32 protein-coding genes are annotated in these 26,343 nt (G+C 64.3%); 25 read left to right on the top strand and 7 right to left on the bottom strand.

The features are described 5' to 3' along the window. Positions 1-7: 7 nt before the first annotated feature. Genes G3W89_RS09405 through G3W89_RS09375 form a run of 7 tightly spaced genes read right to left on the bottom strand, consistent with a single transcriptional unit; the run spans position 8 to position 6,078 of the window. Complete coding sequence (locus tag G3W89_RS09405) at positions 8-1,408, bottom strand: FHA domain-containing protein (protein WP_162573834.1); 1,401 nt, start codon at positions 1,406-1,408, stop codon at positions 8-10. Between the two features lie 49 nt (positions 1,409-1,457). Further along, positions 1,458-3,557, bottom strand: a complete 2,100-nt coding sequence (sctV, locus tag G3W89_RS09400; protein WP_443083201.1) for a type III secretion system export apparatus subunit SctV — start codon at positions 3,555-3,557, stop codon at positions 1,458-1,460. A gap of 2 nt (positions 3,558-3,559) precedes the next feature. Further along, positions 3,560-3,925 carry a tetratricopeptide repeat protein gene (locus G3W89_RS09395; protein WP_162573832.1) on the bottom strand — a complete coding sequence of 122 codons (366 nt, stop codon included), beginning with the start codon at positions 3,923-3,925 and terminating at the stop codon, positions 3,560-3,562. Further along, the gene (locus G3W89_RS09390) at positions 3,922-4,311 is read right to left on the bottom strand and encodes a hypothetical protein (protein ID WP_162573831.1); all 390 of its coding nucleotides are present in this window, start codon (positions 4,309-4,311) and stop codon (positions 3,922-3,924) included. The genes G3W89_RS09395 and G3W89_RS09390 overlap by 4 nt, the downstream gene beginning before the upstream one ends. Continuing rightward, complete coding sequence (locus G3W89_RS09385) at positions 4,308-4,703, bottom strand: hypothetical protein (protein ID WP_162573830.1); 396 nt, start codon at positions 4,701-4,703, stop codon at positions 4,308-4,310. Before G3W89_RS09385 ends, G3W89_RS09390 begins: the two co-directional genes overlap by 4 nt. After that, positions 4,700-4,981 carry a TyeA family type III secretion system gatekeeper subunit gene (locus G3W89_RS09380; RefSeq protein ID WP_162573829.1) on the bottom strand — a complete coding sequence of 94 codons (282 nt, stop codon included), beginning with the start codon at positions 4,979-4,981 and terminating at the stop codon, positions 4,700-4,702. Before G3W89_RS09380 ends, G3W89_RS09385 begins: the two co-directional genes overlap by 4 nt. Before the next feature lie 20 nt (positions 4,982-5,001). Continuing rightward, the gene (locus G3W89_RS09375) at positions 5,002-6,078 is read right to left on the bottom strand and encodes a hypothetical protein (protein WP_162573828.1); all 1,077 of its coding nucleotides are present in this window, start codon (positions 6,076-6,078) and stop codon (positions 5,002-5,004) included. 359 nt (positions 6,079-6,437) lie between these two features. Here G3W89_RS09375 and G3W89_RS09370 point away from each other — a divergent pair, with 359 nt between their 5' ends. From G3W89_RS09370 to G3W89_RS33240, 25 genes are all read left to right on the top strand, one after another. Beyond that, on the top strand, positions 6,438-7,067 hold the full coding sequence (locus tag G3W89_RS09370) for an RNA polymerase sigma factor (RefSeq protein ID WP_162573827.1): 630 nt from the start codon (positions 6,438-6,440) through the stop codon (positions 7,065-7,067). Between the two features lie 9 nt (positions 7,068-7,076). Beyond that, positions 7,077-7,574 (top strand): type III secretion system stalk subunit SctO, encoded by a 498-nt coding sequence (gene sctO / locus G3W89_RS09365; protein WP_162573826.1) that lies wholly within the window; start codon positions 7,077-7,079, stop codon positions 7,572-7,574. A 3-nt stretch (positions 7,575-7,577) separates the two neighbouring features. After that, positions 7,578-8,078: a hypothetical protein gene (locus tag G3W89_RS09360; RefSeq protein WP_162573825.1), complete on the top strand. Its 501-nt coding sequence runs from the start codon at positions 7,578-7,580 to the stop codon at positions 8,076-8,078. Continuing rightward, a complete protein-coding gene (sctQ, locus tag G3W89_RS09355) occupies positions 8,075-9,109 on the top strand; it encodes a type III secretion system cytoplasmic ring protein SctQ (RefSeq protein ID WP_162573824.1) in 1,035 nt (344 codons plus the stop codon). The genes G3W89_RS09360 and sctQ overlap by 4 nt, the downstream gene beginning before the upstream one ends. Then, the gene (gene sctR / locus G3W89_RS09350) at positions 9,106-9,756 is read left to right on the top strand and encodes a type III secretion system export apparatus subunit SctR (protein WP_162573823.1); all 651 of its coding nucleotides are present in this window, start codon (positions 9,106-9,108) and stop codon (positions 9,754-9,756) included. Before sctQ ends, sctR begins: the two co-directional genes overlap by 4 nt. Positions 9,757-9,765: 9 nt before the next feature. Next, complete coding sequence (gene sctS, locus G3W89_RS09345) at positions 9,766-10,035, top strand: type III secretion system export apparatus subunit SctS (RefSeq protein ID WP_162573822.1); 270 nt, start codon at positions 9,766-9,768, stop codon at positions 10,033-10,035. 6 nt (positions 10,036-10,041) lie between these two features. Beyond that, a complete protein-coding gene (gene sctT / locus G3W89_RS09340; RefSeq protein WP_162573821.1) occupies positions 10,042-10,842 on the top strand; it encodes a type III secretion system export apparatus subunit SctT in 801 nt (266 codons plus the stop codon). After that, positions 10,839-11,915 carry a type III secretion system export apparatus subunit SctU gene (sctU, locus tag G3W89_RS09335; RefSeq protein ID WP_162573820.1) on the top strand — a complete coding sequence of 359 codons (1,077 nt, stop codon included), beginning with the start codon at positions 10,839-10,841 and terminating at the stop codon, positions 11,913-11,915. Before sctT ends, sctU begins: the two co-directional genes overlap by 4 nt. After that, positions 11,905-12,306 carry a CesT family type III secretion system chaperone gene (locus G3W89_RS09330; protein WP_162573819.1) on the top strand — a complete coding sequence of 134 codons (402 nt, stop codon included), beginning with the start codon at positions 11,905-11,907 and terminating at the stop codon, positions 12,304-12,306. Before sctU ends, G3W89_RS09330 begins: the two co-directional genes overlap by 11 nt. 10 nt (positions 12,307-12,316) lie before the next feature. Further along, positions 12,317-14,014 (top strand): type III secretion system outer membrane ring subunit SctC, encoded by a 1,698-nt coding sequence (gene sctC / locus G3W89_RS09325; RefSeq protein ID WP_162573818.1) that lies wholly within the window; start codon positions 12,317-12,319, stop codon positions 14,012-14,014. 82 nt (positions 14,015-14,096) lie between these two features. Continuing rightward, complete coding sequence (locus tag G3W89_RS09320) at positions 14,097-15,248, top strand: GNAT family N-acetyltransferase (RefSeq protein ID WP_162573817.1); 1,152 nt, start codon at positions 14,097-14,099, stop codon at positions 15,246-15,248. A gap of 10 nt (positions 15,249-15,258) precedes the next feature. Next, the gene (locus G3W89_RS09315) at positions 15,259-16,152 is read left to right on the top strand and encodes a hypothetical protein (RefSeq protein WP_162573816.1); all 894 of its coding nucleotides are present in this window, start codon (positions 15,259-15,261) and stop codon (positions 16,150-16,152) included. Positions 16,153-16,236: 84 nt separating this feature from the next. Continuing rightward, entirely contained in the window at positions 16,237-17,052 is an 816-nt protein-coding gene (locus G3W89_RS09310) for a hypothetical protein (protein WP_162573815.1), read from the top strand. Positions 17,053-17,115: 63 nt separating this feature from the next. Then, complete coding sequence (locus G3W89_RS09305; protein ID WP_162573814.1) at positions 17,116-17,412, top strand: sugar porter family MFS transporter; 297 nt, start codon at positions 17,116-17,118, stop codon at positions 17,410-17,412. A 36-nt stretch (positions 17,413-17,448) separates the two neighbouring features. After that, entirely contained in the window at positions 17,449-18,267 is an 819-nt protein-coding gene (locus G3W89_RS09300; protein ID WP_162573813.1) for a hypothetical protein, read from the top strand. A 6-nt stretch (positions 18,268-18,273) separates the two neighbouring features. Further along, complete coding sequence (locus G3W89_RS09295; protein ID WP_162573812.1) at positions 18,274-18,852, top strand: hypothetical protein; 579 nt, start codon at positions 18,274-18,276, stop codon at positions 18,850-18,852. Further along, on the top strand, positions 18,852-19,367 hold the full coding sequence (locus G3W89_RS09290; RefSeq protein ID WP_162573811.1) for a SycD/LcrH family type III secretion system chaperone: 516 nt from the start codon (positions 18,852-18,854) through the stop codon (positions 19,365-19,367). The genes G3W89_RS09295 and G3W89_RS09290 overlap by 1 nt, the downstream gene beginning before the upstream one ends. A 3-nt stretch (positions 19,368-19,370) precedes the next feature. Then, positions 19,371-20,630: a hypothetical protein gene (locus G3W89_RS09285; protein ID WP_162573810.1), complete on the top strand. Its 1,260-nt coding sequence runs from the start codon at positions 19,371-19,373 to the stop codon at positions 20,628-20,630. A 15-nt stretch (positions 20,631-20,645) separates the two neighbouring features. After that, positions 20,646-22,763: a hypothetical protein gene (locus G3W89_RS09280; RefSeq protein ID WP_162573809.1), complete on the top strand. Its 2,118-nt coding sequence runs from the start codon at positions 20,646-20,648 to the stop codon at positions 22,761-22,763. 31 nt (positions 22,764-22,794) lie between these two features. Further along, positions 22,795-23,304 (top strand): hypothetical protein, encoded by a 510-nt coding sequence (locus G3W89_RS09275; RefSeq protein ID WP_162573808.1) that lies wholly within the window; start codon positions 22,795-22,797, stop codon positions 23,302-23,304. Continuing rightward, entirely contained in the window at positions 23,301-23,774 is a 474-nt protein-coding gene (locus G3W89_RS09270; RefSeq protein ID WP_162573807.1) for a tetratricopeptide repeat protein, read from the top strand. Before G3W89_RS09275 ends, G3W89_RS09270 begins: the two co-directional genes overlap by 4 nt. Further along, the gene (locus G3W89_RS09265) at positions 23,771-24,160 is read left to right on the top strand and encodes an EscI/YscI/HrpB family type III secretion system inner rod protein (RefSeq protein WP_162573806.1); all 390 of its coding nucleotides are present in this window, start codon (positions 23,771-23,773) and stop codon (positions 24,158-24,160) included. The genes G3W89_RS09270 and G3W89_RS09265 overlap by 4 nt, the downstream gene beginning before the upstream one ends. 7 nt (positions 24,161-24,167) lie before the next feature. Then, positions 24,168-25,019 (top strand): type III secretion system inner membrane ring lipoprotein SctJ, encoded by an 852-nt coding sequence (gene sctJ / locus G3W89_RS09260; RefSeq protein WP_162573805.1) that lies wholly within the window; start codon positions 24,168-24,170, stop codon positions 25,017-25,019. Next, positions 25,016-25,690 (top strand): SctK family type III secretion system sorting platform protein, encoded by a 675-nt coding sequence (locus tag G3W89_RS09255; protein WP_162573804.1) that lies wholly within the window; start codon positions 25,016-25,018, stop codon positions 25,688-25,690. Before sctJ ends, G3W89_RS09255 begins: the two co-directional genes overlap by 4 nt. Next, complete coding sequence (locus G3W89_RS33240) at positions 25,660-26,343, top strand: HrpE/YscL family type III secretion apparatus protein (RefSeq protein ID WP_162573803.1); 684 nt, start codon at positions 25,660-25,662, stop codon at positions 26,341-26,343. The genes G3W89_RS09255 and G3W89_RS33240 overlap by 31 nt, the downstream gene beginning before the upstream one ends.

Genomic DNA, 26,343 nt, shown 5'->3' with positions numbered 1-26,343 from the left:
CTGCCTTTCAAGGCCCGTAACGGAAACGAGTGCCGTCGGAAAGAACGATCTCCCCGTCGCGCATGGAGACCACCGTATTGCCCGCGAGGGCACCGCCAGGCGCAATGCGCTGCCCACTGGTCGTCACGATGTAGGGGAAGGGACCACCAATGACGGCGGCGACGTTCGCTGCGACCGCATCCCGTTCTGGCTCCACATGTGCACTGATCTTGAGCGTGCTGCCGTAGCGCCGAGTGAAATCCAGGAAGAGCGCCTCCCAGATTCGCGTCTGCGCGGGGCTGAGGACGGCTCGCAGCTCAAGTGCCGGTTCCGTTGCCGTCACCCTGAACTTCCCGTCGAGCCCGGCCTCGCGCAAGCGGTCCATGAAGCGCTCTCGGATCTGCTCCGGCCGCAGGATGTCGAATTCGATCGGCTCCAAGGCGGCGAGCTCACCACGAGCCCGTTCCGGAAAGGCCGCGGCCTCCTCGTCGCTTGAAGCCGACCCCAGAATCCGCAATACGTCGCCGGCCCCCGGCTCCATGCGCAGCTCGAGCCGACCTGGCGAATGCTGGGTCTGCACGAAGCGCTTGACGGCATCGAGCCTTTCAGCGTCCAGCATCACCTTGATCGCTACGGGCATTTCGAGCATCGATACGCTATCTCGCAGCCTTTGCAAGTCCTTGCCGGTCCGGAGCCTGCCTTCTACTGCCCACCCCCCGTCCTCTGTCCGCCTCACCACCAGCGCACCCTTGGGAAAGCTCTTGAGCACCTCAGCCACCGCCGAGGCATTTTCCGCCTCTGTGGCAACAGGTCTGGCCTCTGGATCCAACGAGCCCGTCGAGTCCGCAACCGGGCTGGCAATCGCCTCCGCGGGCCGCTGCATGGCCGCAAACACGGCCACGCCAATGAGCAGGACAGCCGCGCCATATACAGCATACCGACGCGCTTCGGCGTATTTGAGCGATTGAACGCCGGCACTCGGCGAAGGCGCGGGTGGATGCACGTCCGGTGTGGGCGCGGCGCCGTCATCGAGATCTTCACCTTCCTCTTCGGCCGCCGAGCCCCTCGACACGCTGCGCATCTGCAGCGCTTCGTCGGCCGGCCATTCGTCGCCCACCGACGCGGCAGTGAGCTTGACGAGCCCGAACTGCAGCACAGTGCCCAATGGCAGCGGTTCCGGCCCGGCCTCCTCTCCAGCCAAGGTCAGGACCCGCCCATCCAAAGTCTCGACGGAAATGCCGCTTGCATCGACGCTGATCCGCGCGTGTTCCTGTGCGACTTGCGCGCCTCCCAGAACAATGGCGCACGTGTCTGCCGCTCCGATCGTGTACCCATGTCCGGGCTGCAGCGGAAGGCGCGCGCCTGACTGGGGTCCATGCAGCACGCGCAGTTCGATGGCATCGCCGAGCTCCGTGTTCTCGCCGCTCATAGCGCAGCCTCCGCGCCACGCGGTGCGGCATTTGCCCGGTTGGCGGCGTTCACGTCGAGATCCTCGCCAATGGCTGAATGTTGATGTCTTGCGTCAACTCCTGGTAGGACAGCACCGCGAGATCGCCGGCATCCTGTTCGAGCAGCTTGCGTACGTAGCGGCGGATGTCCATCGAGGTGAGCAGAACCGGCTTCTGTGTCGCAGTCGAGGTATCGCCCACCACCGACTTCACCGCGGCCACGATCTTCTTGCTGGCCGCGGGCTCCAGCGCAAGGTAGGAGCCGCCCGACGTCTGGCGGATGGCGGTGCGCACCTGGTCCTCGATCGCCGGGGATAACAGGTACGCGGGCAGCATGTTCTGACCGGCAGAGAACTTGTGGCTGATGAATCTCTTGAGTGCCATGCGAACGTATTCCGCGAGGAGGACAGGATCCTTCTCCTTCTGTCCCCAGTCGACCAGCGCTTCCATGACGGCCCGGACATTCCGGATCGAGATCTCCTCCGACACGATGCGCTGGAGAATCTCGGCGATCTTGTGGATCGGCATGACCCGCGCCACCTCTTTCGCGAGTTCGGGAAACTTCGACTCCATTTCCGTGAGGATCGCGCGCGTCTCCTGGATGCCCACGAACTCGGCCGCATGCTTTCGCAGCACATAGGCGATGTGATAGCTCAGCATCTGGGTGGGCTCGAGAAAAGGGATGCCCGCCTTCGTCATCGTCGGGCCGAGACTCGCCGGAGACCAGATCGACTCCAGGTTCGGCAGGAACTTGGCTTCCTTCTCGAACGGGATCTGCAACGCGGTGAGATTCTCGGGCGACTCGCGCACCAGCAGATGCTCGGGCCGCAGCCGCCCTTGCGACACCGGCACCTCGCCCACGAGGATGGCATAGGCTTCCCCCTGCAGTTGCTCGTTGAAGCGCAACTGCAATCCCGGAAATACGACGCCGAGGTCGTAGTACAGCGCACGGCGAATTTTGATCAGTTCCTCGTTGAGCACGCCGGCCGAGAACACCTGCTCCAGTTGTGCACTCACATCGACCATGAGAGGCACGGTCGGCTGGAAGGTCTCCGGCCCCGCGTCCTTCCTGCCGCCCGCCGGGCTGCCGGCCGCACCTGACAGGTTGACGGCCGGGACTGTCGTGGTGTTCCCCGACGCATCCACCGTCTGCGTTTCCCCTTTGAAGAGCGTGTAGCCCACCACGCCCAGCATTGCCGCCAACACCAGGAACGTGAACGTGGGCATGCCCGGGATCAGCCCGAAGCCGATCATCACGGCGGTTCCGATCATCAGCGCCTTGGGCTGGGAAAGGAGCTGCGCGCCGACGTCTCGGCCCACGTTGGACGGGCCTTCGTCGGTGGTGACTCGAGTGACGATCATGCCGGCCGCCACGGAGATGAAGAGGGCCGGGATCTGGGCGATCAGGCCGTCGCCGATGGTGAGGATGGAGTACACGCGCATCGCGTCGGACGCCGTCATGCCTTTCTGCAATGTGCCAATCAGGATGCCGCCGAGCAGGTTCACGCAGACGATGATGAGCCCCGCGATGGCATCGCCCTTGACGAACTTCATCGCTCCATCCATGGAGCCATACAGCTGGCTCTCCTTCTCGACCAGCCCGCGCCGCCGGCGGGCCTCGTTCATGTCGATCGCGTTCGCACGCATGTCGCCGTCAATGGACATCTGCTTGCCCGGCATGGCGTCGAGGGAGAACCGGGCACCCACTTCCGCGACCCGCTCGGCGCCCTTGGTGATCACGACGAACTGGACGATCGTGAGAATCAGGAAGACGACCAGGCCGACCACCAGATTGCCGCCCACCACGAAGTTGCCGAAGGTGTAGATGATGTGTCCCGCGTCGCCGTTCAGCAGAATGAGACGAGTCGTCGCGATCCCTATGCCCAGGCGGAACAGGGTCGTGACCAGCAGCACTGACGGAAACGACGAGAAGGCCAGCGGGCTGGGCAGGTACATGGCCACCATCAGCAGGATGGCCGAGATGCACATATTCACCGCAATCAGCGCATCCACCAGCCAGGTCGGCAGCGGCAGGATCATCATGAAGATGATGCAGACGATCAGCGCCGCCATGATGAGGTCGTTGCGGTCGACCAGCAGCTGCACGAGCCGCCGCACCCATTGAGACATCTTCATCGCGCGGCCCTCTTCGAGGTGCGTTGTTCGGTCGAACGGCGCTCCATGAAATTCTCGAACGCCTGCTCGGCTTCGCCATGGCGGCCCTGGGCAGCGAGGGCCTGGCCCTGAAGCAGATCCAGCACGGGTGATGGCTCGCCTTCGTCGCGCAGCCGGTCGACCACGCGCTCGGACTCGCGCGGCTGACCGGCCTGCGTCGCGGCATGTGCCAGCGCGAGCGATGCGCGCCGGTCGTCCGGCTGGAGCGCGCAGACTGCACGCAGCAATGCGAGAGCGCTGTCCGGCCGGCCATGCCGCAGGTAAAGCTGGCTCAGCAGCTGCAGCACATCCAGTGATTCGTCATGGCGCTGCGTCACGGTCATCCCGCCACCAATGCAAGCCGGTACTGCTGGAGCAGCCCGAACAGTTCGCTCTGGTCATCGAGCACGGCCACCGCTCGCTGGAAGAGCCTTGCGTTGCGCGAATCGCGTTCCGCAGCCGCCTGCAGGCGCTTGCGCGCGGCATCCACCGCCTGCCAGAAACGGTGAGGCAGCAGCAACGACGCTTCGGAGAGCTCGGGCGCCACCTGGCTCCAGAGATAGTCTTGCAGGTTGGGAAGCGCAAACAGCTGGTCCAGGAGTGACTTCTGTGGAGCTGAAGCCGGCCACAGTTCACCGGCCGGCAACTGCTCGGCCTGAGCCCCCCGGACGATGAGGTCGATGCCGCTGTCGAACTTGAAAGGGCTGTTGCCAGAGCGCTGGACACTCATGGCATGCTCCCTGCGCGCGCCACGCGCTCATGAAACCTGAACAAGGCATGCACCGCTTCCTCCAAGGTGCTGTGCAGGAATGAAGACCTCGCGATGCGCAGCGTCGCCACGAGCTGGTCGTTATCCAGCGCGACCTGCGGCGCGTCACCCAGGCTGACGCGGAAGTCGGCGCATTGCAGCGCCGCGCGCACCGCCATGTTCTGCGGCTGCGGCAAAGGCGCCTGGACCATCACGAGTACTTCATCGCCGCCGCTGCGTGCCAGATCGATCATCGTGAGCTGACGCTCCCCTTCCATCAGAAAGCTGAGACAGCCTTGATCGTCCAGTTGCAATCCCGGCGTTCCGACCGACTGGCCGAACGAATCGATGGCGTGATCGACCCAATCCATCATTTCTCCTCGTTTCGGCTCTCTGATTCGAGCCGGGCCTCTTCCTGCTCGATCGCCTCGTCCAGCGCCGCTTGCACGGCATCCAGCGTTGCCAGTCGGATCTGGCGGTCGTCGAATGCCTGCTCCGGCAGGTCTGCCAGGACCCGCTTCAAACCAGTCAGGAAAACGATCGACGGCACCCCTTCAGGCAACCCGCAGTCCTTCGTCAGCCGGTCGAAGTGGCGAGGCATCGGCGTCCCCGTGTCGAGAATGTCCAGAACGCCGTCGATCAGCCGCGTCATGTCGATGGCCGACCGATTGCTCATGAGGTGGCTAACAACTCGATGGAGCGATCCACCTCGCCCCTCAGCTCGCCGAGGCGGTCAAGAAACGAGTGGACTTTGTAGATCCGCTGCAGCTTCGAGTTGAGATCACCCAGGTAAGTGTTGTCGACGCCACGCTTCAGCATCTCCCGCATCTCTACACCCAGGCTCAAGATGAAGTTGCGCACGGTTCCTTCGAACGTTTCAGAAGACGTTGCGCCGGAAGGATGGCCTCGAAGTATGGAGCGCAGCAGCTGGATCCAGGTACGTACTCCATTCTCTTTCTTCACCACCTCATCGACAAAGGTCGACAGGAATGCCAGTGGATCGGGCTGCTTCGCCGCCAGGTCGGCTAACCTGAAAAAGCTGACTTCGCGCGTGTCGCTGCCACTTTCGAGCTCCTGGATCTCATCCTGGATGACTGCACGAAGAGTCTTGCGATCTTCGATCCGAGATGGAATCCCTTGCAGGCCGGCGAGCAAATCCATCAACGCGGACTGGTCGCGACCGAGGCCTCGGATCTTGGCGAACAAGTCTTTGGGATCTCCGAGTTCGCTGCCGGGCAATGCGGACTTCAGCAGATCGACGAGTTCTTCCGGGTCCTCGGTTTCCCACACCAGTTCGGCGAACCGCTTCGAGTCGCCGAATTCTTCATCGAGCAGCGGGGCACGGCCGCTGCCCTCCTCCACTTCATCGTCCAGCCCGGACAGCGCCAGGTACAGCGCCGCAATGCCCTCCTTGGCGCCGCCCTTCGGTCTGCGCAGGATCGCGACGGCCTGCTGCGTCGCACGCCGCAGCTTGGTCCCAATCGTCTGCGCGCGTTGCAGCACTTCGGTCCGGGGCATCGGCTGGATGGTTGGCAGCGCGATTCCGGAACGTTGGCCCAGCGACCGCGACGGATCGCGCTTGCGATGCACATTGGCTTCGACAATCTTTTCCGCGAGACGTGCCGGCGCCGGCACGCGCCTGGCGGAAGCACCCATGATCCGCCCGTGCGCCGACGTGTTGTTGTCCGAGTGCGGTGTGAAGTGCGATGTGGGATTCGCGTGAGACGTGACTCTGCTGATTTCGGCCATGACTTGCCCGTGTCGGGATGGAGTGCTTGCGGTAAGTACCACCGATCGTGCCGCAGTTCCACAGCAACAGGGCGCGTGAAATGACCGTCCGGTGGCTTCGGCCATTGGACCGTGGATAGGCCGCGTACGGGCACAGCGAAGGCCTACGACGGCCTAGTCCATCAGCCCCATGGAAAGTGCAACCGTCTGCAAGCAGACTGCATCACATGGTTCATCGGGTCGGCGACTCTCTCGATCCGTTTGCCACACACCAGGCTGTGATCCAGGTCACACGAGGCGCACGGGCCGCAATGCGGAACGGGCACAACTCGCAAGCCGCATTCGATCCCGCTATCGCCCTTTGCCTAGATTGGCCTTCCATGACGCACGTCATACCGATACACGAACGCCCGAGTCCGATCCGGTTCGACAAAGTCGGTGGAGCGGAATCGCCCCCGGCCTCGCCGCGGCCGCCCATTGACACGCAGGACAAGGAGAAGCTGTTCCGGGATTTGATCAGGGACTACGGCGCTGCCCTGCACTACTTCGTGCTGCGGCGCGTCGGCAACCAGACGGATGCGGAAGAAGTCGCACAGCAGGCACTGGTGGAAGCGGCAGTGAGCCTCACGGCCTACCGCGGCGAAGCCGAGATTTCCACCTGGACCTTCGGCATCGCCACCAACCTGATCCGCAATCACCTCAACCGTTCGCCCCAGCGCCGCTATGTCTTCGAGTCCGCCGACGTCCTCGAGGAGCAGGAAGATCCGAGCGGCAACCCGTTCGACCTGCTGGCACGCCGCCAGGCCATGAACATTGTCGCCTGCAAGCTGGATGAGCTGCCTGCCGGCATGGCCGAGGCACTCATCCTGGTCTGCGTGGAAGGCCTGTCGTACGAGGACACCGCACTGCAGCTCGGCGTCCCGGTGGGAACAGTTCGCAGCCGCATATCGCGGGCCCGCGCCGCAATCCGCGCCCTCCTGCGTGAAGCGGGCTGCGACGGGTATCCCTGAAGGGCCCTCGTGGACACGATACGAGGCCTGCTGCGCATCAAGAGCATTCGCGAGGAAGGGCGCGAGCGGGAACTGCGAAGGGCCAGGCATGACCTGGAACACGCGGCGCAGGCGCTGCGCGAGGCCAGGCAGACGCATGAAACCCGCCAGCAGGAACACCGGGAACGCGAGGAAGCCATGTACCGCGATGTGCTGTCGCGCGCCATCGTCGTGCGCGAGCTGGATGACGTGCATGCCGAGATCATCTCAATGAAGCAGATCGAGCAAGAGGACGAGCGAGCCGTCGAACAGGCGGAAGAGGAACGCAAGCAACGGCGCGATGCCATGGATGCGGCCACCGCGGCATGGCGCACGGCAGCCCAGGCATGCGACAAGTTCCGCGACCTGCATCACCGGGCCGTCGCACAGCAGCTGGAAGAAGAAGAGCAGCAGGCAGCTCTTGAGCTCGAGGAGCATCCCGTGCGCGCCGGCACCCGCGGATTCGCGGACCTGGCCGGAGAGCTCTGAGGCATGACCCGCAAGTCCCGCCAGGTCGATCTCGGCCCCATGTACCTTCCCGTGGGCGAAGACACCGGCTTCCCGATCGAGCGGATGGGCCTCGCCGGCGAGGCAGATCGCTTCGCCGCCCTCCTCGACGCCGCTCCCCGCGGCACAGACGACAGGCTCGCGCGCTCTGCCATGTCGGCGGATGACGGCGCTTCGGTCTCGGACCTCGCAGATCACGTGCAATCCGTGTGGGAGCGCGACTCGGGCGGTGACGACACCGAGGTGCGCGTGACCCCCGGCAAGGACGTATCGCCCCACACGACGCTGCGGCTGCAGGTGCGGTCCGGCACGCTGCACGTCGACATCCACTGCGACGCGTCGGCGAATCCGGCCTGGTTCATCCCCCGCCTGCCGTCGCTCGCGAGGGACCTTGCCTCGCGCCTGCAGCGTCCGATCGGCGTCGCGCTCTTCGGGCCGGATGAAGCCCGGATCGCCCACTTCGAGGCGTCGGGGAGCGGTGCGTGAGCGATGCAAGCCTGGCCACCGCGCGGCCTCTCGAGCTGCCCGCGATTGCACGCGACACGCTGAGCGCTCGCAACGTGCTGTGCCGGCGCCGCCGCGCAGTGCGCGCGAGCTGGAACGGCCAGGAATGGTCGTTCGGACTGCGATTGCGCCAGGCGGCCACGGCCGATCCAGCTTGGTACGTGGAATGCGACTGGGGCGGTGCCCGCCTCTTCATCGCGTTGCCGGAGTTCGCTGCGCAAGAGCTTTCGGCCGGGCTGCTCGATATGAATGTCGATGCCCCCTGGCCACCAGAACTGATCCTCGCGTGCCTCGAAGGCGCCTTCGGAGACCTCTCGTCCTCGATCGAGCGAACCACGCGCAAGCACGTCCAGTTGCTGGGCGTGGCACGCCATGTGCCGCAAGCGGATTGCTTCGAGCGGTGTGCCTGGCAGGCCTGGACCGATGACATCCGCCTCGACGGCGAGCTTCTGCTGGATGCGGCGGCCCTGCGCTACCTGTCCGCTGCACTCAAGGAACACCCCGTCGAGCCCGACAGCAGCCCATGGCAAGGCCTCGCCGTGCGGGCAAGCCTGCTCGTGGGCTGGGTGGACCTCTCTCGCGAAGCGGTCGCGCAGCTCGCGCGGCGCGACGTCATCGTGCTCGACGAAAGCCTGATCTCACCTGACGGCCACATCATCCTGCAACTGGGGCCAGGCGTCGGGTTGCGCTGCGAGCTCCGCGGCCAGCTACTGCAAGTCATTCAAGGAGTGCATGAAATCATGTTGGAACCCGACGATGCGGACGAGAGCGCGGCCGGAATTCTCGACGGCGTTCCCGTCCGCCTGACCTTCGACCTCGGCGACCGCGAGATCGCCCTCGCTGAACTGCAAACGCTGCAACCCGGGTACCTCTTCAACCTCGGACGCGATCCCCGCGGCAGCGTGAACATCCGGGCCAACGGCCGGCTGATCGGCGAAGGGGAACTGGTCGATATCGAGGGACGCATCGGCGTGTGCGTACTGCGCCTCGGCGCGGAAGTCCAGGCGCCATGATCAACCTCGACCCCATCGTCCTTGCATTCACGCTGGGCCTGGTGGCGCTGGTTCCCCTGATCGTTGTCACGACCACGTCGTTCCTGAAGATCTCGATCGTGCTGTCGCTCGTTCGCAATGCGCTCGGGGTGCAGCAAGCGCCTCCGAACATCGCCCTGTACTCACTGGCGCTGATGCTGACGGTCTTCATCATGACCCCGGTGGGCTACGACATGGCCGAATCCTTCGAATCCCAGCCGACTCCCACCGCCAACCTGCCCGCGCTGCTCAACGCGGCCAAGGCTGGCGCCGAGCCGATGCGCAAGTTTCTCCTCGCCAACAGCAAGCCGGAGCAGCGCGAATTCTTCCTGAGCCAGGCCAAGCGCATGTGGCCGCCCAAGGTCGCCGACGCAGCGCGGCACGACGACCTCGTCATCCTGGTGCCGGGCTTCGTGGTGACCGAGCTGACGGCTGCCTTCGAGATCGGCTTCCTTCTCTTCCTCCCTTTCATCGTGATCGACCTGGTGATATCCAACATTCTCATGGCCATGGGAATGATGATGGTCTCGCCCGTGACGATCTCGCTGCCCTTGAAGCTGTTTCTGTTTGTCATGGTGGACGGCTGGTCGCGCCTGCTGCATGGCCTCGTCATGACCTATCGCTTCTGAAGGGCGCACATGGAAGTCGTCGACATTGTTTCTCACGCAGTGCGAGCGCTCCTGCTGGTGCTCTGGCTCTCGCTTCCGCCCATCGTCGTAGCCTCGGTGGTCGGCACGTTGTTCAGCCTGGTGCAGGCGCTCACGCAGATCCAGGAGCAAACGCTCTCATTTGCGATCAAGCTTGTCGCCGTCGGTTTGACACTGTTCCTCACGGCACGCTGGGTCGGCGGCGAGATCTTCAACTACACGATCACGCTGTTCGACGCCATCCCCCTCGTCGCGCGCTAGTCGGCCATGGACATCTACCATGCGCCCCTTCAGTTCATCGCGACCTTCGGCTATGCCATGCCGCGGATCCTCGGCATCTTCTCGATCGTGCCGCTGCTCAGCCGCGAAGCATTGCCGACCATGCTGCGGGTCGGGGTGTCGGGCTGCTTCGCGATGCTGCTCATGCCCGGCCTGGCGGAAGGCGCCGCGCAGAACAGGGAAGTCCATGAGACGGCATTCATCGTGATGCGGGAGGCGCTGCTGGGCACGCTCATCGGCTTCGTGCTGGCCCTCCCCTTCTGGGCCGTCGAAGCCATGGGGGACATCATCGACACCCAGCGCGGCACGAACCTCAGCCAGACGCTCAACCCACTGACCGGCCACGAGACCTCGCCGCTCGGCCAGCTCTTCAACCAGGCCATCGTGACCTTCGCCTTCGTCACCGGCGGCTTCCTGCTCGTGCTCTCCGTGATGTACGACAGCTTCGTGCTGTGGCCGGTGTTTCAGCCATGGCCCGCGCCCGCGGCGGAAGCCGCGTCCGTGCTGCTGGAGCAACTCGACAAGCTGATGCGGCTGATGCTGCTGTTGGGCGCCCCCGTGATCTTCGCGATGCTGCTGTGCGAAAGCGGTCTTGCGCTGGTCAGCCGCTTCGTGCCTCAACTGCAGGTGTTCTTTCTCGCGATGCCCATCAAGAGTGGCGTGGCCATGGTGGTCCTGGCGATCTATGCGCCCATCCTCTTCGATGTTGCGCACTCCACACTGCGCGAGACGTACGCCCAGGCGCTGCGCACGGCAAGCGAGATCTTTCCCGCGGCGAGGCCCCGATGAGCGAAAAGACCGAGCGCCCCACCGACCACAAGATCCGCCAGGCGCGGGAAGAGGGGCAGATCGCCAAGAGCAAGGACTTCACCGAAGTCGTGATGATGGGCGCGCTCGTCGGCTACACGCTCGCCGCTGGGGGCGACATCTTCAAGGCGTTCGCCGAGATGATCGCGGTGACCGGCCAGTTGGCGGGGCAGGACTTCCGCTCGGCACTCGCGGTCGCAACCACGTCCCTGCTTCGGTCGGGGGTTGCCATCCTGCTGCCCTATCTCCTGATTGTCATTGTCGTCGGCATCGTCGTCGAAGCGGCGCAGACCGGAATGCTCATCTCCTTCAAGGCACTGATCCCCAAGCCCGACAAGATGAATCCGCTCGCCAACCTGAAGCAGATGTTCAGCATGAAGAGCCTGGTGGAGTTCCTGAAGTCGGTCTTCAAGGTCTTCATCCTGTCCTTCATCGTCTATTTCGTCGTTCGCGATTCCCTGGAAACCATGGTCAAGCTGCCGCTGGCCGGCATCGCCGAGTCGGGCGCCGTGCTGAGCGAAATGATGTGGATCCTGTTCAAGTGCACCTTCATTGCATTTGCCGCGATCGCTGTTCTCGACCTGGTGTGGCAGCGTTACAGCTACATCAAGGGACTAATGATGTCCGTGGAGGAGATCAAGCAGGAGCACAAGCAGATGGAAGGCGACCCGCACATGAAGGGTCACCGCAAGGAGCTTGCCAAGGAGATCGCCATGGGCGAGGCCGTGGGCCACACCAAGGAGGCCAGCGTGCTCGTGACCAACCCGACCCACCTGGCCATCGCGCTGTACTACGAGAGCGGGGAAACGCCCTTGCCGGTCGTGGTGGCCAAGGGCCGGGGCGTGGTCGCCGAAGCGATGAAGCGCGCCGCCGCCGAGGTGGGCGTTCCGATCATGCAGAACGTTCCACTCGCGCGAGGCCTGATGCGCCGCGCGGACCTTTACCAGTACATCCCGTCGGAGTTCATCGAGCCGGTTGCGCAGGTCCTTCTGGCCGTGCGCAGGCTCAAGGAGGAACTCGCCTGGGAGACGCAGGAGCTGCGCAATGATTTCTAGCCGTTCGCACGCCGGCCTCGCCGGCTATCTCCTGCGCAACCGGATCGATCCGGGGCCGGCCCGCTCCGACGGAGCAGTGGCGTTGTTGTTCGACGGCAATGCCCGCGTGTTGCTGCATCCGGGCGCGCGTGGCGACATCGTCGTGGAGACCCAGCTCTGCCTGCTCTCCTCCAACGCAGCCAACGACGACGAGCGGATGCTGTCCGCGCTGCAGGCTGCAGCGACACGGCCATTGGAGGAGGCGGCCCGGCTGGTCCTCACGCCCGATCAGGACCGGCTCGTGCTGCAGGTCTGCGTGCCCGCCGACGCATCCGCCGACCAGTTCGAGCTGACCTTGGCGCACTTCCTCGACGCAGTCAATGACTGGCGCGCGCGATTCGGAACGCTCTGAGGTCCAGGAAATGAGAGCGCCTTCTCACCCACGCCTGTGCAAGCTCGTGTGCCGCTGCGTCATCGCCGTGGCGCTTCTGTGCGCCGCGGCCGAGTCCTTCGGTGCCGTGGCGCCGCAAGCCCTCACGTCGATCCCTTGGCCGGACAGCCCCTTCACCTTGATCAACAGTGGCCAGCGCCCCGACAAGATGCTGACGAGCTTCACACAGGCTTTCGGCCTGCGGCTCCAGCTGGATGAGCCGCTGCCCGACGAAGCAGCGACGGTGGTCGGGCGCATGAGCGCAGCCAATCCGACCGAGTTCCTCAACCAGCTGGCGGCCACCTATGGCTTGATGTGGTACCACTACAGCGGCACCCTCTACGTGGCACGCGCCGCATCGCGGCAGGCGCGCGTGCTCTCCAACAAGGGATTGAGCGCGCAGACCCTTCGCCGGGTGATGGCCGAGATGGGCCTCCTCGAATCCAAGTTCGGCTGGAGCGAGATCGAGGAGACCGGGTTCATCATGGTCTCCGGCCCGAAGTCGTACGTCGAGCGCATCGAAGCGGCGATCAATGCGCTGCCCGAACAGCGTCCGGAGCAGCAGATCCAGGTGTACCGGCTGCGTTACGCTGCCGTTGACGACCGGGTGATCTCGTACCGGGACAAGCAGATCTCGACCCCTGGCGTGGCGACCGTGCTGCGCAACCTCATCGCCGGGGGCGCAAGCATCGGCGCGAGCACCGAGATCGTCGACCTGGCCGCGCCGCTGCGCACCGAGACCAAGGCCGCCACCGACACCGCGGGCGAATCGAACCGTCCCGAGCCCCGGCGGGCGACCGCATTTGCGGGAGCCGGCGCCCCCCGCGTGGGACCTGTCATCCAGGCAGATCCGAGGCTGAACGCCATCATCGTGAAGGACAGGCCGCAGAACGCACCCATCTACCAGGCCCTGATCGACTTCCTGGACGTTCCCAGCAGCCTGATCGAGATCGAGGCCATGATCGTGGACGTGAATTCCGAGAACATGTCGGAACTGGGGATCGACTGGAGCGCGGGGATCGGCAAGCTGGCTGCGGCCTCGCAGGGAGGACTGATCACCTTGTCCGGCGGCAGTGCCCCGAGCGGCGCGACGGCGGTCACGAACACTGCCAATTTCATCCTCGCCAGCATCCGCGCGATGGAAGGCAAGGGCACGGCCAGGGTCGTGTCGCGCCCCTCCATCCTGACGCAGGACAACATGGGCGCGCTCATCGACCTGGCGGACACGTTCTACATCCAGACCACCGGCGAGCGTGTGGCGCAGGTCACCCCGGTGACCGTCGGCGTGACGCTGCGCGTCACGCCCCGGGTCGTGGGGGTCGCCGACAAGCGCACGGTCCAGCTGGTCGTCGACATCGAAGATGGCGGAATCCAGGATCTCCGCGTCGGAAACCTCCCCACCGTCCGGCGCAGCACCATCAGCACGCAGGCCTTGGTGGGCGAATCGCAAAGTCTCGTCATCGGCGGCTTGAACACCGAATTCAAAAGTCAGGACCGCGATTCCGTGCCGGTGCTTGGCGACGTGCCCGTCCTGGGCACCCTGTTCAGCCACTCCAAGGCAACCCACCGCAAGCAGGAGCGGCTGTTCCTGATCACGCCCCGCGTGGTAGCCATCGGGGATACGCGTCCCGCCGTGCCACGCAAAGAGACCTCGCCCGCCGGCGAGCCTTCCACACAGGAGATGCAATGAGCGCAGCGCCGAGCCGCCCCAAGCAAGCTCGCGTCCCCTCAAGGGGCAGCGATGACACGAACGACAAAGCCTGGAGGTCGACATGAGCGCCTTGCAAGCAGCCATCGGCAACGCGCGCGGCACGGACTCGGACGCACACATCGCCCGTGCACTGATGTCGGTGACTGAAACCACGTCGGCGTCGGAATCCGAGACCGGGATCGCGATGGCATTGCAATCCGCCACCCAGTTCGGAAATGTCTGGCCCTACCTGATCCTCGCACTGCGAAGGAACCGCCGGCTCGACCGCAAGCGAATCACGCAGGCCCTCTCGCGCCTGTGGGCGGAATCAACCGTGGCCTGGGACGCCGACAGCCTGCGCGGCGTCGCCCGCGTTGCCCACGCCTGCTTCGATGTCAGCCTCGCCATGAGGGCGCTCCACGCCTTGCGCGAACTGAATGGACCGGCGATGTTCGACCTCCTTCTGGAAGCCAGTTGCCGCGCTGCGTGCGGGGACCTGGAACAGGCACTTTCCCTGTCGAAGACAGTGCTGGCACGCGCTCCCAACAACATGGTGGCGCTCGGCCTGCACAAGGGATGGACACAGCGCCTGCAGGGCTGGCGCGGGCCTTGGCAGGCACCCATCGCCGGCCAGGATGGCCTGCATCTGGAACCCTTGCATGCGGAGCATGCGCCGGCGCTGGCCTGGCAATATCGCGACCCGGCCATTGCCGCCAAGACCATGCTGCCCCCGCTGGAGGAGCCGAGCGCGGCAAGGGACTGGATTGAGCACAGGCTGTCCGATCGCCATGTGGTCCCCTACGCGCTGCTGCATCGCGAGCACGGCTTCATCGGCTCCGTGGAAATCACCATCAGCGGCACCGAGGCGTTTCTCTGCATCTGGATAGGCACGGACTGGCAAAGGCAAGGATTCGGACGCCGGATGGTCGCCATGGCCTGCGAGCACGCGTTCCGGTGCGGCATCAAGACCATGCTCACTGCCGCCTACGACAGCAATGCGGCCTCGCTGCGCACCTTGCGCGGCTGCGGCTTCGCCGACGTGAACATCCGGGCTGAGCCGCCGGACCACGATCGCACCTTCCTCTACCTGACCGCGCACCCGTTCGACCAGGACGAGATCGCGCGCCGCCTCATCCGATTCTCGGTCAACGCCGAGACGGGCTTGATATTCCCGGTGCCCGCATCCAACGACGAGAGCGCCGCGCCTGCAATCCAGCTGCAACAAGAAGCATGAAGGAAGTTCGATGACCGACAGGATCGACAAAAAGGACAAGCATCAACCGCCTGCCCTGATCAAGGCGCGCCCCAATGCGATGGCGCATGACTTCGAGGCGTTCGACAGAAATCGCTTCGAGGCCCTGTTGCAAGGTGCAGGCGACATGACCGACACGATGCCGGAACCAACCGCGCTCGCCCGTTCACCCTTGACACCGCGCCCCAATGCAGTGCCAGCGGACGATCCTCAGGCGGAGCCGCAGGACGAAGCGACGGCGAGCACGGCGCGGCCGACGGCCGACGCAGTGGCGTTGCCGTCGCCGGAGGACCATCCCAGCGGCTCCCCCAAAGCCGTGTCCGACGGCCCGACCGAAGAGGCGGAGGAAGAGCATGAGCTCAACAGGATGCAGGCGGCGCCGGGCGCTCAGGCGACGCTGACATCGCTCGACCCTCGCGTTCTCGACGTGCAGCGCAAGCGCAAGCTGCAGATGCAAATGAAGATGCACGAGGACGCCGCCAGGACCCTGGCACAAGCGCAGGCGCCCGCAGCGCCGGCGCAGCAGCTGCCGCCGCCGTCGGGCACCGTCCCCGACGGCAAGGCATCCTCGGCCCTGCGTGCCGATGAAATCGGCGCCGTCCGCAAGGCGGACCTGGCAGCGCCGACCGCGCCCGCATCGCCATTGCCATCACCTTCGCCTTCGCCCTCGCAGGAGATGCCGGAGATGACAGAGCTCACGGAGATAGATGCGCTTTCCCCGGCGCCCGAGCAAGACGAAAGCACGCAGCAGCACCGGCATCACCAGTCGCAACGACAGGAGATCGTGGCTGCGGAAGCAGGCGCCGCCCAGGTCGTGCAACAGCAGATCCTCGCACAGCGGAACATGCCCGAGTCCCTCCCTCTGCACTTGCTCGAATCCATCTAAACAGACCGGGAACCGGATCGCGTCTGCGGGTACGTATCTGTGACGGACCACATTCGGCCGACCTGCCCCGAATCGGAGATATCAATGGACCCAAACTACCGCGAAGTCACGCTCCCCAACACCAGTACGGTCTGGGGCATGGAAAAGGCGGGACCCGATGACGATGGCAGCTACGAAGGCGCCTACTCGATGCGCGTCGGCATCTACGAAGTTGCCAAGCGCATGGTCGGTGCCCAGAAGGAGCTCAACGGCTATTCGGCGGAGGTCGAATGGGATGCCCACGCACTGACGACCATCGAAACGCTGTCGAGCAAGATCCAGGACTGGGCCACGACGCCCCCCAACGCGCAGGATCTTCTGATGCTGTACGGCTCTACCCTCATCCAGGGCACGCCAGACCAGATCAAGATGACCTTCGGAACCGTCCTGCCCGAGGCGTATGTCACCCAGGGGTACACCACGACCAACTACAGCGTCGTGAAGGTCGACATGGAAGACATCAAGCGCGTTCCCCCCGAGTATCCCAACTGGAATCCATCGGAAAGCGGCGCAGGCATCTATGCGCGGCCGGACGGCACGTATTTCAGCTTGTGCTATGCCCCTTCGAATCCGCCGCCGGCTCTGAAGCCGGATCCGAACTGGGACATGAAATACACGTGGCAAGAGTGGGACATCGACTTCAAGCAGACGAACATCACCTGGGCGAGTAACTTCAAGACGCTGCTTCCCACCTGGATCGACTCACTCAGCGCAGTCAAGAAGGATCTCACCACGCAGTCTCAAACACAGGTGGGATATCTACAGGACATCACGGAGCAGTACGACCGCATGTTCGGGCTCCTGCAAGGCTTGATCGACTCGATGAAGAAGGTCCTGGAAACCCTTCTCAGCAAGCAGTAGACGTGCCATCCGTCTGCCTTCTTTCCTGTTCTCAGTCCACACAGTCCATCGCAATTCACCGCCATGAGCAAATCCGACCTTCCCGATATCAAGGCAGCCATCGCCCAGGCGCGAAACCTGGTCGAAAAGGCTCGCGAGACTCTCGGCAATGCCAATCGATTTTTCGCCGATCAGGGCTTCGACGAAGAGAAGTGCCGGCAGGAGCTGCGCCGGCTCGGCGGCGAAGACGCAGTCAAGAAGGCCCAGGCGGAAGTCGAGGAGAAGCTCCGCGCGATCGAAGACGAAGTCCAGCGAAACAAGGCGCCCGGCAAGGCCAAACCCATTGTCAGGCGCGTTGCTCTTCGGGGCGACCGGATCTGACCCCACCCACACAACAGCAGGAAGGATGAAACTCTCATGACGATCAACGCACTCAGTGCAGCCATCGGCAAAGCCGACATCGCCAACGGCGACGATCCGTTGGTCATCTACCAGGCCCTGCAGGCGCTTCGCTGCGGAATCATGTCCAAGGCATTGAGCAGCACCGTCGAAGCGACCGCCGCCGACATGCGGCGCGCGATGCGGGTCCGCCAGTTCGACGACCTGGCGTCGCGCCTCCAGGCACTGCCCGACACGCCAGGCGGAAAGAGCAAGGTACTCGCTTCCTTCTCCGCCGGCGCAGCGGGGGCGCCCTCCCAGCAGATGCCGGACGGCACCGTCATCGCCGACCTGGATGCGCTCGAAGACTTCGGCTTGACGCTGCCGAAGGAGACCTGGCTGTACACCTACGAAACATCGACGGCCGCTGGCAAAGGTTCGTCTCCCGTCCTCACGTCGCCGCAGGACATTGCGAAGATCCGGACCGACTGCCCGCTCGCCTACACCCAGGACGGTATCGACTACTACGCGCGAAAGACCGGTGAGGGCAAGGATGAGAAGACGACCTACCTTGCCGTCTACCAGAGTGAAGGGGCTTATTGCGCCAAGGACTCGGACATCTCGGACCTGAGCTCCGACCTCGAAACCCGACTCGACGACGCAACCGTGCTGTTGACCACGCAGTCCGCGCGGCTGAGCGGACTCTCCGGCGAGCTGATGCGCGACATCCAGCAGGACCGCCCGCTGATGAAGTTGGCGAGGGATCAGCAAGAGCACCATGACGACCGCCATGTCGAAGCGTTTCTGGATCGGTTGCAAGACACGCCATCCAGTCCATCCGATGCACGAAAAGGATAAGGCGCCATGAAGACCGAGGCTCAGCTTAGATACGAGGCATACCTCAACGGCACGGAACCGGTGGTGGACTCCATGCGTAAAGCGGCGCGATCCTACGTGCTGTTGGCAGTCGCGCTGGGCAAGGTCTTGTCCTCGCAAACACTCAGGGTCAAGGCAGTCGCGGACGACATGACCAGGGATCACGACTACATGTCCACGTTGAACGAGGTGGTCCAGCTTGCGGGCCCTGCTGCTGCCGGGACTGGCAATCAGTACGTAGTGTTCACCGGTAGCACGGAAAAGGAAAGAGAAGACTTCAGAGCCGCTTTTCTCCTGGCCGCGAAGATGGACGGCACGCCTCCGAACTACTCGAACTACAGCAATACGGCTCCTGGCAAGTACGAGTGGCGCATGACTGTCGAAGAATGCGGCACGGCACTCAAGAACCTGCAGTTCGACGTGGACGACCTCAACAGCTTGTCGCAGCAGGAGCAGATGGCGCTCAATACGCTGATGACCAATCTCAACAACTGCGTGGAGGCGGCCACCGCGGGGACGCAGAAGGCGGGCACCCAGGCGCAGTCTGCGAACCGTTCGTTTGCCTGATGATGCGATTCGATCCCGAACGATTCGATCCGGAGATGATCGAGCCGCTGCTGGAGCACCTGGCCTCCGGCCAGACGCTCGGTGCGCTGCTCGATCATTCGCCCGAGGCCCAGAAGGCCATGTATCACCTCGGCTACACCAGCTACACGCAGGGAAAGTACACCGAGGCCATGCGCTTCTTTGGCTTTCTGGTGATCTGCGACCACTGGGACCGCCGCTACCACATGGGCATGGCGGCCTGCCTGCAAATGCAGCAGCAGCATGCGGAGGCCCTCAAGTACTACGGCATCGCTTCGATGCTGGACCTCACCGACCCCGCGCCGGTGATGCATATCGCCGAGTGCCACCTGGCGCGCGGCGAGCGGCCACAGGCGCGCAAGGCCCTGGAATACGCCATCGTCCAGGCGCGCGGGCATGCCCACCACAACCACCACGTCCCCCGGCTCGATGCCATGCTGGCTCTGCTGGACGCACGTGCTCCCGAACCGACCGCCAATACTTCTCCAAGGAACTGAGCCATGGGCAAAGTCAAAGCTGACACTTCTCCTCCCCCTCTCGCAAACCTCACCGGCCTGTGGGGAGAGTTCGGCCTGCCATCCGCCAGCATCAAGCCGCCGCTGCTGGCCCGGTCGGATGTACCGGCAAAGGGCGCTGCGTGGATGCGGTGCGTGACGCCACCCAGGCTGGATGCGCCGGACTTCGATTTCGACAGCCTCGCGTCCTATGTAACGGCATTGCGAACGACCATCACAGCGCTCCAAACCGAGGTCTCTCTCGAGACGATCGAGAACAACAAGCAGCAGAAGAAGGCCGACTTCCAAAAGGCGGAGGATCAGCAGAAAGTGGCTGACCAGAAGGCCAAGGATGCGGCGGAGGTGGCCAAGAAGGCGATGGTTCTCGAGTGGCTGTCCGCGGTCGCGGCAGTCATCGGCTCCGTTCTGGCCGCAATAGGCGCCTCGGTGATCACCGGCGGTCTCGCGGCCGGCATTGCCATTGTCGGGGTCATGATGGCCGTGCAGACCCTGACCAACACGGCCATCAAGCAGGCGCAGATGGACGGGCACAAGATCACCACGACGGATGCATTGGGCAAGGAGCACAACCTCAGTCTCTCCTGGGGGCTCGCCGTCGACATGGCACAAGCGAAAGACATCAAGGACGGCAACATCCTGCGCAACGACGGCAAGGGCCACGTCATCGATGCCAACGGCAAGATCATGACCAAGGAACAATTGGCGGACGCGGCCGACAAGAACCCCTTCCTCAGGATCAGGACGGAGGAGGAATTGGGGAAAGAAAGACTGGGTATCACGCTGTTCATCGAGATCGGGATCGCTGTCGCCATGATCGGCTGCGGCGTCAGGTCGATGGTGACGGCCGGAAAGAATGCCGCTGAAGCGGTCGAGAAGAGCACGAAGTCTGTCCGCCTGGGAATCGAGGCCAGCCAGAAGACTTGGGAGCGATTCGGCCGCTGGTCAGAGGGCCTCTCGGCCGCCACCGAGGTTGTGGGTGGCATTAGCGATGCCGCCAAAGGTGGCATCGACATCCGCGTTGCGGAACTGCAACTCGAAAGCTCGAATGCCAGCACGGAGCAATTCTTCTACGAGAAGAAGATGAAGGTCGCCATGACGGTGATGCACGACCTGCAAGAGATTTGCAAGAACCAGATGCACAGCTTCAACGATACCTACGAAGCCATGAGTCAGCAGGTGAAGGATCTCGACGACCTGCGCGTCTCGATCTCGCGAAATATCAACAAGACCGCAGCGGCAGCTTGACAAGGAGAAGCAACAATGACCTACGCCCTTATCTACTCCCTCCCCGGCAGGAACTACGCGGTCGACCCCGCCACGATCTCGGACGCCGACCAGCTGAAGATGGCCAAGCTTGCCGCGAGCGGCACCATGGCCGACCTCGAGGACTTCGTCAGCATCCTGTCGCGCTATCCGGCCACGGCATACCAGGTCCTGCCGCCCACCCCCTTGAAGCCCGAGGGCCCGTTCGGCGCGCTGAACCCGGACATCCTTGACGCGCTCGGCATCGACATCGCTGGCCTCATTCAGATGGCCATGTTGATCTGCATGGAAGTGGAACGCGAGATGCGCCAGATGGGCCTGGAGTTGAGCCAGAGCCAGGTGGAGCAGATGGTGGCCAAGGCCCTTGAAGAGAAATTGAACGGAGAGCAGACGAACAAGGCGCAGTTCAACGCCGCCCTCGCGGGCGCCATCGCCTCGATCGTGACAGGTGCAGCCGGCGGGGCCGCAGGTATTGCGAGCTTTGTCAAGATGGGGCAAGGCGAAAAGCTTACCGCCAGCGCCAGGCGGGACCAGGACAAGCTGAAGCAAGATGCGGCCGATTTGGCGAAGCGCCGCGGCGACAGCGACAAGACCTTCGACAACACGTCGAAGGAGATCGAGACCCGGAAGACGAATCTCGAGCACCTGGAGAGCGAAAACAAGCAGACCAAGGAAGAAATCACCGAGCTCCGCGACAAGATCCTGAGCGACAAGAACGACCAGACGAAGTGCGCCGCGGACGATGCCGTCAAGACGCGGCTACAGCGCAAGGAAGAGGAACTGGACGCCGCCAAGCAGGAAGAGAAGGAAACCGCGAAGGCGTTGAAGGAGCTGGATGACTCAGATGGCGCGACGGCCCCGGATGGCGTCGATGTGGACTTCTACCGGTCACACCTTCAAAACCAACATGCGCTTCAGAAGGATGAAGTCGACGATCTGCAGGTCGAGCGCGACACGATGCTCGGCACAGCGGCAAGGGACAATCCTGCCGCCGCAGCGCCGTTTCTGCAGCGCGACCGCGACGCGGCTCGAGCCGATCTCGCATCGAAGGAGCGGGAGAAGACCGCACTCGAGGAGACCTTGGCCGATGTCAGCGCCAGCAAGGAGCGCCTGATCGAGCAAAGAGACGAACTCAACCTGCGGGGCAGCAACGGCGAGAAGGTCAGGCAGAGCGAATACGATCGCCTCGACACCGAAGCGAGCACTCTTGACGCCCGGGAGACGAAGGCCAGGCGAGAGCTGGTTGCCAAGAACGCGGAGATCGCGTCACTGAAGGTCAAGCAAGCTGGTATAGAAGGCAAGTTGGACGGACTCATACCTCCGGCGGCAAAGGCCGAGCGGCAAGAACTCCTTGACGACGTGGACCTGCGCACCGCAAAGGTCGAGTCGCTCAAGGACAAGAAGGCCGACCTGGAGCGCGAGATCGAAAGCAACAGGCTGGAAATCATCGCCACCGAAAGGCAAATCGCAGATGGACTACCCGGGCCGCATCTCGCCGCCGCAACAGCCAAGCTGACATCGCTAAAGCAGCAAAAGAAGGAGTTGGACGAAGCGCTGCCGGAGACGGAACTCAACCTCAAGCAGGAGAACGCTGCCCTGCAGGCAAAGCGCATCGAACTCGATTCCAACGACCTCCAGAAGCTAGAGGCCGCCGAGACCCGCCTGAAGGAGCAGGATTCCGAGATCGAGGCCGGCAGGTACGAGGTCAACAAGCAGGAAGCCGAGCTCACGGCCACCCAGCAGAAGGAAAACGCCGCATTTGACGCGGAAGACAAGCGGATCGAGGACGGGATGAGGGCGGCAGAGGACAAGCTCAACGCCGCGAGGTCCAAGACGGAGGAAGCAGCAGCCTGGCGCACGGGCCTGGATGCCATCGGCAAGGTATTGGCGGGTTTCACAAACCTGGGTCAAAGCGTGCTCACGCTGCAGGCCGACGACCTGCGCACACTCGGGCAGTACCTCGCCAGGCAATTCGAGATCCTGCAGGTCGGGCAAGGCATCTACAGCTCGTTCGCCGACAACATGAAGTCCTCCATCGACGAGACGAGGCAGACCTTCTTCGGGATGCTGAACGAAGCAGCCAAGGCGAACCAGGCCATCGCGCAGAGATGCTGATCGAAGCAACCCAGGCGAATGTGAATTGCAGATGACCTCTCTTCATTCAGGCGCCGAACGCGCGCCAAACGTGCCCGCCGCGCCCGATGCACCGGGCAACCTGGATACGCTCCTGCGCGACCTGCAGGAGCGCGTCCGAACTGTGACGCAGCGCCTCTCGGAGCCACAGCTCAACAGCATCTATTCCGCCGCGTACAACCTGCTGCAGCAAGGGGCTCCCGATCGCGCCGCCCGCATGTTCGACATGCTCATCGGTCTGCGGCCCGACCGGGCTCGGTACTGGCATGCCGCCGGCATCTGCCGCCGGCGCCAGGAGGAGTTTGCGATTGCCGTCGAGGCCTTCGGCCGGGCCTTCGAGCTCGATCCCGCCTTCCTCGACTGCGGCCTCATGCAGGCCGAGTCGATGCTGCTCATGCAACGCAGGGCCGAGGCTGCGCAAGTGCTGGACCGGGTCGAGGCCATGGCGCGGGAACAAGGCAACGGGCCCGCGATGGCGCGTGCCGAAGGCCTGCGGGAACTGATCAAGGGCCCCAAGGCATGACTGCTGCCGCCGCCTTTCCGCTGAACCGCGAGGATCTGCAGTTGCTCGCGCAGATCGGCTTCTTCGCGGCGCAATCGAACCAGCAGGGCGCGGCGGCCGCCCTCTTTTCGGCTCTGCGCGTGGTGCGGTCCGACGCGGTGCTGCCCCTGATCGGACTCGCACTGGCCGACATGGGGGCCGGCCGTCCCGCGCAGGCGGCGAAATTCCTGCGGGACGAAGCGCTGCGCAAGCACCCTGGCGACCCGGAGCTCTGCGCCTTCCTGGGCTTGGCCCTGATCCAAGCCGGTCGTGGAACCGAGGCCCGCAGCGTGCTGCTGCCGATGGTCGATCGCGAGCGCGGCGCGGGCAACGGCGACCAGCCCTACGTGCGCATGGCACTCGGGCTGCTGCACCCCGACAACTCCGTGCCGGCACCGACCGCGGTGCGGGCCCATCGTCACGAAGCCCAGAACGCGAGGAATGCAGCATGAACGGTGAGATCATCTCCATGATGGCGCAAGGCGCACTTCCAGCCGCGCGGCTCGACGAGCCCGTGTTGGGGGCCGCGCCCGCCGCGGATGTCGCGCGCTTTGCCGACGCGATGGGTTCGCGCACGGCGCCCGAGCCCATGCTCTCGGGCGTGGCCGGCGTCGAACCGGGCTCCTTCTTCGATTCGATACGGCTCGTCGGGCAGAACTACACGCAGATGTCGGCCGAAATGAAGAGTGTCCTCGGCAAAGGGGCGGCGCACGTCGATTCGTTCGATCTGATCAAGCTGCAGCTCCAGATGATCGATACCTCGCTGCTGGTAGACCTGGTCAGCAGGACCGTCCAGAAGGCCACACAGCACGTCGACCAGTTGACGAAGCTGCAATAGGGCCGGCATGCACCCGATCCTGCGCACGCTGACGTGCACCTGTCTGGCCTTGGTTCTGGCCGGATGCGAAGGCACTGTCCAGCTCTTTGCCAACATGAGCGAGCGCGATGCGAACGAGGTGCTCGCTTCGCTGAAGGAAGTGGGCATCGACGCCCGCAAGCTCCCGGGGAAGGAAGGCGTCAACCTCGAGGTCGACCAGCCATCCGTGGCGCGCGCCATCGCGTACCTGAATGCCGAAGGCCTGCCGCGCGAGCGTCGCAGCAACATGGGGGACGTCTTCCGAAAGGAGGGGCTCATCTCTTCGCCGCTGGAGGAACGGGCGCGCTATCTGTGGGCGCTCTCGCAGGAGCTGTCGGAGACGATCTCGCAGATCGACGGCATTGTTCGCGCACGGGTCCATGTCGTCCTGCCCGAACGCAGCGCCGGCAGCGACCCGGCCATGCCTTCGTCGGCCGCGGTGTTCGTGAAGTACCGCCGCGGCTTCAACCTGGACGATGCCACGCCTCAGATCCGCCGCCTGGTTGCCAGCAGCATCCCGGGCCTGCAAGCCGACAAGGTGACGGTGGTGCTCGTCGCGACGGGGCCGCGGGCAGTCAACGGCAACGCCATTGGAAGCGGCAATGGCGCTCCACAGCGAGCGGCCGCACCCGCCGCCTCGAGCGGCAGCGGCATCAAAGCGGCCGCGGTCAACGGCAGCCATGGCATTTTCTCGAACTGGTGGTTTTCTCTGGCCGGCGCTGGAGCCCTGGCTGCGTCTGTTCTTGCGGCGGCTGCAGTTCTGGCACGGCGCGGCCGGCGCGCGGGGAGCACTCCCGCGGAAGAAGCACCGACCGAGTCCCCCGGAGCGGATCCGAAATGACGACGCCTGACGCTTCCCAGCTCCGAGGGCGGCCGGGCAGGGAGTTTGCCGAGATGCGACTGTTGATGCACGAGTTCGACCATTGGCCGGCCGAGTACATGGACCCGTCGCGCCGCGACCCGTTCACCCCGTCACCGGTGCCTGCCACGCTTTGGAACAACCCGCGCGCGCGGCGGCACCTGTCGCATCACATCACGCGCACGCTGGATCTGCGGCCATGCATTGCGAAGCGTCCGGGCCCCGAGTGGCCTGTCGCCTTGCTCAAGGCAGACGCACTGCGCCAGTTGGCCCTGCATGTCGCCGCGGTCGCCTCATCCGTGCAAGTACGGCGCAGCCTGCTGCGCGAGGACGTGGTGGCTTGGCGCGAATGGCTCACCCCCGCACCCTTCGAGTTCGCACAGCGCACGGCGAGCCTGCTGCCGCTGAGGCCGGGTGCGGCACAGGAGATCGACCGCACCCTCTCGGCAGAGTCGGTGGGGTTGCGCTGGCTGGCGCGTGCCGCGCAGACCTGGCCCGACCCTGTGGCACAGCGCTTTCTACTGAAGATGCCGCCCGGTGATGCCGACAGCCCGTGCGGCGCCGAACCGAATGCTGCGATGCGCCTCGCGTCGTCCGTCCTGTCCATCGTGGAGCCCCGCTGGTGTTCATTGCTCGCGAAGAATCTCCACTGAGCCGGCTCGACGCCGCCGGCAAGGTCGTCAAGGCCAAGGACTTCTGGGCTTACAAGGAAGCCAGGGAGGCTGTCGACGAAGCGCTGCGCCGCAAGGAGGAGATCCTCCTTTCGGCGCAGGAAGCCTACCGCGCCGAGCGCGAGCGCGGCTATCGGGAAGGCAACGAATCGGCCCGCCTGGAGCAGAGCGGCAACATCGTCGAGATCGTGTCGCAGACGGCACAGTACTACGGCCGCGTCGAGACCGAGATGGTCGACCTCGTGCTGGACGCAGTCCGCAAGGTCGTGAGCGACTTCAGCGACCGCGACCGTGTCTCGACCGTCGTGCGCAACTGCATCGACCTGGTGCGCACCCAGAAGAACTTGAGCCTGAGCGTGCATCCCTCGCAAGTCGACCACGTGCGCGGCGAGCTCGAAGCACTGCGGCGCCAATTCCCCTCGGTCGCACAGATCGATGTGCACCCGGACACGAAGATCGCCATGGACGCATGCATTGTCGAATCCGACATCGGCATTGTCGAAGCGAGCCTTGCCGGCCAGATGGAGACATTGCGCGAAACGCTTGTGGGCGTGTTCGCGCCCAAGCCCGAACTCGAAGCCGAAACCGACCTCATGCCCACCGAGCCCGCCCCCGACGCATCGGGGGCTCCGTGA

This window comes from Variovorax sp. PBL-H6, assembly GCF_901827155.1.
Lineage (GTDB): Bacteria > Pseudomonadota > Gammaproteobacteria > Burkholderiales > Burkholderiaceae_C > Variovorax.
This window is presented reverse-complemented; position numbering and strand designations above follow the sequence as displayed.

What these genes read in the sequence shown, in the direction of transcription:
- G3W89_RS09405 (WP_162573834.1), bottom strand. Translation starts at nt 1,408, where the DNA reads ATGAGCGGCGAGAACACGGAGCTCGGCGATGCCATCGAACTGCGCGTG.
- sctV (WP_443083201.1), bottom strand. Translation starts at nt 3,557, where the DNA reads ATGTCTCAATGGGTGCGGCGGCTCGTGCAGCTGCTGGTCGACCGCAAC.
- G3W89_RS09395 (WP_162573832.1), bottom strand. Translation starts at nt 3,925, where the DNA reads ATGACCGTGACGCAGCGCCATGACGAATCACTGGATGTGCTGCAGCTG.
- G3W89_RS09390 (WP_162573831.1), bottom strand. Translation starts at nt 4,311, where the DNA reads ATGAGTGTCCAGCGCTCTGGCAACAGCCCTTTCAAGTTCGACAGCGGC.
- G3W89_RS09385 (WP_162573830.1), bottom strand. Translation starts at nt 4,703, where the DNA reads ATGATGGATTGGGTCGATCACGCCATCGATTCGTTCGGCCAGTCGGTC.
- G3W89_RS09380 (WP_162573829.1), bottom strand. Translation starts at nt 4,981, where the DNA reads ATGACGCGGCTGATCGACGGCGTTCTGGACATTCTCGACACGGGGACG.
- G3W89_RS09375 (WP_162573828.1), bottom strand. Translation starts at nt 6,078, where the DNA reads ATGGCCGAAATCAGCAGAGTCACGTCTCACGCGAATCCCACATCGCAC.
- G3W89_RS09370 (WP_162573827.1), top strand. Translation starts at nt 6,438, where the DNA reads ATGACGCACGTCATACCGATACACGAACGCCCGAGTCCGATCCGGTTC.
- G3W89_RS09360 (WP_162573825.1), top strand. Translation starts at nt 7,578, where the DNA reads ATGACCCGCAAGTCCCGCCAGGTCGATCTCGGCCCCATGTACCTTCCC.
- sctR (WP_162573823.1), top strand. Translation starts at nt 9,106, where the DNA reads ATGATCAACCTCGACCCCATCGTCCTTGCATTCACGCTGGGCCTGGTG.
- sctS (WP_162573822.1), top strand. Translation starts at nt 9,766, where the DNA reads ATGGAAGTCGTCGACATTGTTTCTCACGCAGTGCGAGCGCTCCTGCTG.
- sctT (WP_162573821.1), top strand. Translation starts at nt 10,042, where the DNA reads ATGGACATCTACCATGCGCCCCTTCAGTTCATCGCGACCTTCGGCTAT.
- sctU (WP_162573820.1), top strand. Translation starts at nt 10,839, where the DNA reads ATGAGCGAAAAGACCGAGCGCCCCACCGACCACAAGATCCGCCAGGCG.
- G3W89_RS09330 (WP_162573819.1), top strand. Translation starts at nt 11,905, where the DNA reads ATGATTTCTAGCCGTTCGCACGCCGGCCTCGCCGGCTATCTCCTGCGC.
- sctC (WP_162573818.1), top strand. Translation starts at nt 12,317, where the DNA reads ATGAGAGCGCCTTCTCACCCACGCCTGTGCAAGCTCGTGTGCCGCTGC.
- G3W89_RS09320 (WP_162573817.1), top strand. Translation starts at nt 14,097, where the DNA reads ATGAGCGCCTTGCAAGCAGCCATCGGCAACGCGCGCGGCACGGACTCG.
- G3W89_RS09315 (WP_162573816.1), top strand. Translation starts at nt 15,259, where the DNA reads ATGACCGACAGGATCGACAAAAAGGACAAGCATCAACCGCCTGCCCTG.
- G3W89_RS09310 (WP_162573815.1), top strand. Translation starts at nt 16,237, where the DNA reads ATGGACCCAAACTACCGCGAAGTCACGCTCCCCAACACCAGTACGGTC.
- G3W89_RS09305 (WP_162573814.1), top strand. Translation starts at nt 17,116, where the DNA reads ATGAGCAAATCCGACCTTCCCGATATCAAGGCAGCCATCGCCCAGGCG.
- G3W89_RS09300 (WP_162573813.1), top strand. Translation starts at nt 17,449, where the DNA reads ATGACGATCAACGCACTCAGTGCAGCCATCGGCAAAGCCGACATCGCC.
- G3W89_RS09295 (WP_162573812.1), top strand. Translation starts at nt 18,274, where the DNA reads ATGAAGACCGAGGCTCAGCTTAGATACGAGGCATACCTCAACGGCACG.
- G3W89_RS09290 (WP_162573811.1), top strand. Translation starts at nt 18,852, where the DNA reads ATGATGCGATTCGATCCCGAACGATTCGATCCGGAGATGATCGAGCCG.
- G3W89_RS09285 (WP_162573810.1), top strand. Translation starts at nt 19,371, where the DNA reads ATGGGCAAAGTCAAAGCTGACACTTCTCCTCCCCCTCTCGCAAACCTC.
- G3W89_RS09280 (WP_162573809.1), top strand. Translation starts at nt 20,646, where the DNA reads ATGACCTACGCCCTTATCTACTCCCTCCCCGGCAGGAACTACGCGGTC.
- G3W89_RS09275 (WP_162573808.1), top strand. Translation starts at nt 22,795, where the DNA reads ATGACCTCTCTTCATTCAGGCGCCGAACGCGCGCCAAACGTGCCCGCC.
- G3W89_RS09270 (WP_162573807.1), top strand. Translation starts at nt 23,301, where the DNA reads ATGACTGCTGCCGCCGCCTTTCCGCTGAACCGCGAGGATCTGCAGTTG.
- G3W89_RS09265 (WP_162573806.1), top strand. Translation starts at nt 23,771, where the DNA reads ATGAACGGTGAGATCATCTCCATGATGGCGCAAGGCGCACTTCCAGCC.
- sctJ (WP_162573805.1), top strand. Translation starts at nt 24,168, where the DNA reads ATGCACCCGATCCTGCGCACGCTGACGTGCACCTGTCTGGCCTTGGTT.
- G3W89_RS09255 (WP_162573804.1), top strand. Translation starts at nt 25,016, where the DNA reads ATGACGACGCCTGACGCTTCCCAGCTCCGAGGGCGGCCGGGCAGGGAG.